Origin of the sequence: Vibrio sp. V08_P9A1T1, from assembly GCF_963874405.1 — a bacterium.
GTDB classification, from domain to species: Bacteria; Pseudomonadota; Gammaproteobacteria; order Enterobacterales; family Vibrionaceae; genus Vibrio; species Vibrio anguillarum.
In genome coordinates this window covers 1-4,224 of sequence record NZ_CAWNIB010000153.1, presented here as the reverse complement: position 1 = coordinate 4,224, position 4,224 = coordinate 1, and the positions used below count along the sequence as shown (strand labels likewise).

Here is a 4,224-nt window from a genome sequence, read left to right as displayed (position 1 = left end):
ATCATGAATGGTATCGCGCTGCACGGTGGCTTCGTTCCTTACGGCGCAACCTTCCTGATGTTTATGGAATACGCCCGTAATGCAATGCGTATGGCCGCGCTGATGAAGATTCAGAACATCCAAGTCTACACCCATGACTCGATTGGCTTGGGTGAAGATGGCCCAACCCATCAACCGGTTGAGCAAGTGGCTTCACTGCGTTTGACACCGAACATGAGCACATGGCGTCCGTGTGACCAAGTGGAATCAGCCGTCGCATGGAAGTTGGCGATTGAGCGTAAAGATGGCCCATCAGCGCTGATTTTCTCTCGTCAAAACCTAGCGCAGCAACCACGTAGCGAAACGCAAGTTGCGGATATCGCGAAAGGTGGTTACATCCTAAAAGAGTGCGCGGGTCAGCCTGAGCTTATCCTGATTGCCACTGGCTCTGAAGTTGAACTGGCGGTGAAAGCCGCAGACCAACTTACAGCCGAAGGTAAGAAAGTGCGCGTAGTGTCAATGCCATCTACCGATGCGTTTGATAAACAAGACGCAGCCTACCGCGAAGCCGTACTACCAGCAGCCGTGACTAAGCGTATTGCAATTGAAGCAGGTATCGCGGATTTCTGGTACAAGTACGTGGGTTTTGGCGGCAAGATTATCGGTATGACTACCTTTGGTGAGTCAGCACCGGCGGATCAACTGTTTAAAATGTTCGGCTTTACGACTGAAAACGTGGTGAAACAAGCACAAGAGCTGCTTGCTTAAGCCTTCTTATTTTTAATGCAAAAGCCCAGCGAGTCATTCGCTGGGCTTTTTTGATCTTGTCGCGTGTGAAAAGAGATACATCACTTAAAAGGCACGCCACCAAAAGGCATAACTTAATTATTGGAAACAATAAATAACACTTCCACACGACGGTTACATGCTTTACCTGCATTGGTTTTATTCGTACAAGCCGGAACGTATTCACCATATCCACGAGTAAAAATAGAGTCCATCGCCACATTACTTTTCACTAAAGTGTTCTTTACCGCTTTCGCTCGACGTTCAGATAAACCATCATTAAAAGTGGGCGCTCCACTACTGTCCGTATGACCATCAATCACAATATCAATACCGGGTTCTGAGGCTAAATAACGTCCCATCATAGTAAGCCAGTCACCAGAGCCAGAGGAGACGGTGGACGAGCCCGTTTCAAATTTCACCGTATCTTTCAATTTAACCATAATGTGGTTACCCGGGAGAACCTCGTAATCAACGCCATTCTTCAATAAAAAACTTTGCAAAGAATCATAACTACTCACGCGCTGCTGTCCCATCGGGCCTTGAACACCTGTTGAAGCAATCTTCGGCGCATAGCCCCATTCAGGGTAGAGCACGTCAAAATCACCTTTTGGCGCTGCATCCAATAGATTGTCGCTAAACATCCGATCTGCGGTGGCTAATGTTCCACACCCCGTTAACAACATTAATAACGGTAAGGCTAAATACTTCATTCAAGCATCACTCCATTCTCTTACTACCTAAACTGTATCGGCCAAGACTGTAAAACTTTATATATATTTGGTAGCAATTTCGTGGTTGTTTCTGTTTTCCTTGTCACGGTAAGCCGTTAGAATTCAAGTATTCTTTTTTAACTCAATACTCGTTATGAAAAAAAACACACGCTATTGGTTGACTCTCATCACAACACTACTGATTCTAGCAGGCTGCGGTGACAACACTACGCCACAAAAAGGGAAACAATATGATGAGCTTCCCGTAAGTCTTGCAACATACCGCCTGCCAGCCGTCACGGAAGTGTTTTCGCTGACTTGCGGACACTGTCGTTCAATGGAAAAGGTCATCCCAGAGCTAGAGAAAATAACAGGCGAAACATTTGGTAAACTGCATGTCACCTTTAACGAAGGCGCACAGATTGGAGCCATGATTTACTATTCAGCCGTGATGCAACTGGGAGCAATTCCCGATCATGCGATGATGGAACAGCTATTTTCAGTCGTGCAAATGGATGAAGAAGTAACGTTAAGTGAGCGTAAAGAAGCGATTGATTTGGCCTTCAGCCAACGAGGGCTAATCAGCCCGTATTCGTTAGATGATGAGCAGCAAAAACAGTTATTCCAAGAGATTCAGCTCGCTGATGATATTTCAGTAAAAGGCCAAATCAATGCCGTTCCAACCTTTATTGTGAAAGGCAAATATTTAGTCATCACCTCCGGTCATAAAGATGTAGCAGATATCGCGAATACCATCTCATATTTATTGACTCACCCTTAATCCACAAGGCTTTAAAAATATGTCTAAATTTGTATTTCCAATTATTATTTTCTTACTGGCTGGCTTTTTTATCTATCGTACGTGGAATAACCACAAAATTGCCGATGAAAATTTTGCTAAAGGCCAAGCGTTTTTGGCTGAAAATACTCAGCAAGATGGCGTGATAACAACCGAAAGTGGCCTGCAATATCTCGTACTCCAACAAGGTACTGGCACCGTTCATCCGAAAGCCAACAGTCGTGTAAAAGTGCATTATCACGGAACTTTACTTGACGGTTCGGTGTTTGATAGCTCGGTTGAACGTAACGACCCGATTGTGTTTGGTTTGAAGCAGGTGATTCAAGGCTGGCAGGAAGGTCTACAACTGATGGTGGAAGGACAAAAAATGCGCCTGTTCATACCCAGTAATTTAGGTTATGGCAAAAGTGGCAGCGGCCCTATCCCACCTGCATCCGTACTGATTTTTGATGTGGAATTAATTGAAATCCAGTAAAGCGGTGTTGAGCCGCATTACGCGGCTCTATTCTTGAGAAGGGACTGGATAAAACACCAGTTTTCCTTCCTCTACCATCACACAATCCATTCCTCCAGCGTGAGCGGCTTGTTTACCCAAATGAGTATCTTCAAACACCACACAATGCTTAGGTTCGAGATCTAATAAAAAGGCTGCACGCAAAAATGTATCTGGATTCGGTTTATGGTTTTCAACATCAGACGCCGTTACTACAGCATCAAAGCGATTTAATAGCCCAGACTTTTTAAGCAATGCGAGTGCACTTTGCCTTTGGCTTCCAGTCCCAACCGCAAGCTTCTTTTTACCATAAAACTGCTCAACAACTTCATGAGTACAAGAAATTACCTCGCCACTATTTTCGATAGAAGAAAATGCCGCCATTTTAAATTGAGCGACCAGCTCTGGCACCAATTTGAGATCGTGCAGCTTATTGATTTGTGAAACGATTTTAGCGCTAGGCATGCCACCTAAACTGTGCAACCACTGTTCTGAGAATGGGAAACGAAAATGTTGCGCTGTTTTTGACCAAGCCTCTAAATGCGCTGGCATGGTGTCAAGCAACGTACCATCCATATCAAAAATAAGTCCTTGGTAATTTTCTAATTCAATCATGTTTACAGAGCGCCTCTAACAAATTCTATGGGAATCAACAAAATAAAAGTTCCAATATTGTGTCACGATAATGAATGTAATTTATATTTTTGCGTTCATTGATATACGCTTCATTTAATCCTAACATTCTAATTAAACATACTAATAATTACATTTTCATCAATTATTGTCATTTTACTTAGGTGTATAATCTCATGAGTATCAAACAAAAATTATATTCACTGGGTGCTATTGCGGTTATCGGGGTTCTGGTAATGTTAGCCACTACCACACATTTTTCCCAAACCACCGAAACGCTCAATCAAGCCATTAACTTAGTCGATAAACTTGAAATTAGACTGCTCAATTTGCGGCGCAATGAGAAAGATTTTCTTCTGCGAAGCGACGTGAAATACCTTGAAACCTTTAAAAAAAACAGCACTCTTTTTTTAGATCTGGAACAGCAACTTTCCCTCATCCTGTTAGATCGAGATCTCCCCTCTAGTAGCCAACTCCGACAAGATCTTTTGGCTTATAAACAAGGTTTTGAAAAATTGGTGCAGGCTTATAGCCTATACGGATTAAATGAAAAATCCGGCCTTTTAGCCACTTATTTACAAGCATTGGAAACCATAAAACCTAATGCTGATGATGCATTACTTTTAGAGCTGATGGCGTTTGATCAAAGCGTGCAGGTTGGAGAGCTGCAAAACAGCACAGTGACTAACCGTTTTCCGGCATTAGCACAGGCCGCCCAACAGCTTGTCGATCAGAAAAAAGTGATTGGTTTGAAATATAATCAAGGGCTACTTGGTGAAGTACGTAACCTTTCTCATAATGTTGAACAACAGTTTGTTACC

The 4,224-nt window shown here is 43.1% G+C and carries 5 protein-coding genes and 1 pseudogene; 4 read left to right on the top strand and 2 right to left on the bottom strand.

What is annotated here, in order from left to right:
• On the top strand, positions 1-747 hold a 747-nt coding region (locus AACT21_RS07130), incomplete at its 5' end, for a transketolase-like TK C-terminal-containing protein (RefSeq protein WP_303396335.1).
• A 113-nt stretch (positions 748-860) separates the two neighbouring features.
• Here AACT21_RS07130 and AACT21_RS07125 read toward each other — a convergent pair.
• The gene (locus AACT21_RS07125) at positions 861-1,478 is read right to left on the bottom strand and encodes an OmpA family protein (protein WP_013867846.1); all 618 of its coding nucleotides are present in this window, start codon (positions 1,476-1,478) and stop codon (positions 861-863) included.
• Between the two features lie 154 nt (positions 1,479-1,632).
• Between AACT21_RS07125 and AACT21_RS07120 the strand changes: the two genes are divergently transcribed.
• Positions 1,633-2,259, top strand: coding sequence for a thiol:disulfide interchange protein DsbA/DsbL (locus tag AACT21_RS07120; RefSeq protein ID WP_047690361.1), 627 nt, complete (start codon positions 1,633-1,635; stop codon positions 2,257-2,259).
• 19 nt (positions 2,260-2,278) lie between these two features.
• A complete protein-coding gene (locus AACT21_RS07115; protein ID WP_017046439.1) occupies positions 2,279-2,752 on the top strand; it encodes an FKBP-type peptidyl-prolyl cis-trans isomerase in 474 nt (157 codons plus the stop codon).
• Between the two features lie 27 nt (positions 2,753-2,779).
• On the opposite strand, the gene AACT21_RS07110 is transcribed toward AACT21_RS07115, so the two are convergent.
• On the bottom strand, positions 2,780-3,385 hold the full coding sequence (locus tag AACT21_RS07110) for a beta-phosphoglucomutase family hydrolase (protein ID WP_047690369.1): 606 nt from the start codon (positions 3,383-3,385) through the stop codon (positions 2,780-2,782).
• A gap of 182 nt (positions 3,386-3,567) precedes the next feature.
• Between AACT21_RS07110 and AACT21_RS07105 the strand changes: the two are divergent.
• Positions 3,568-4,224, top strand: a pseudogene (locus AACT21_RS07105) (methyl-accepting chemotaxis protein); the annotation flags it as partial.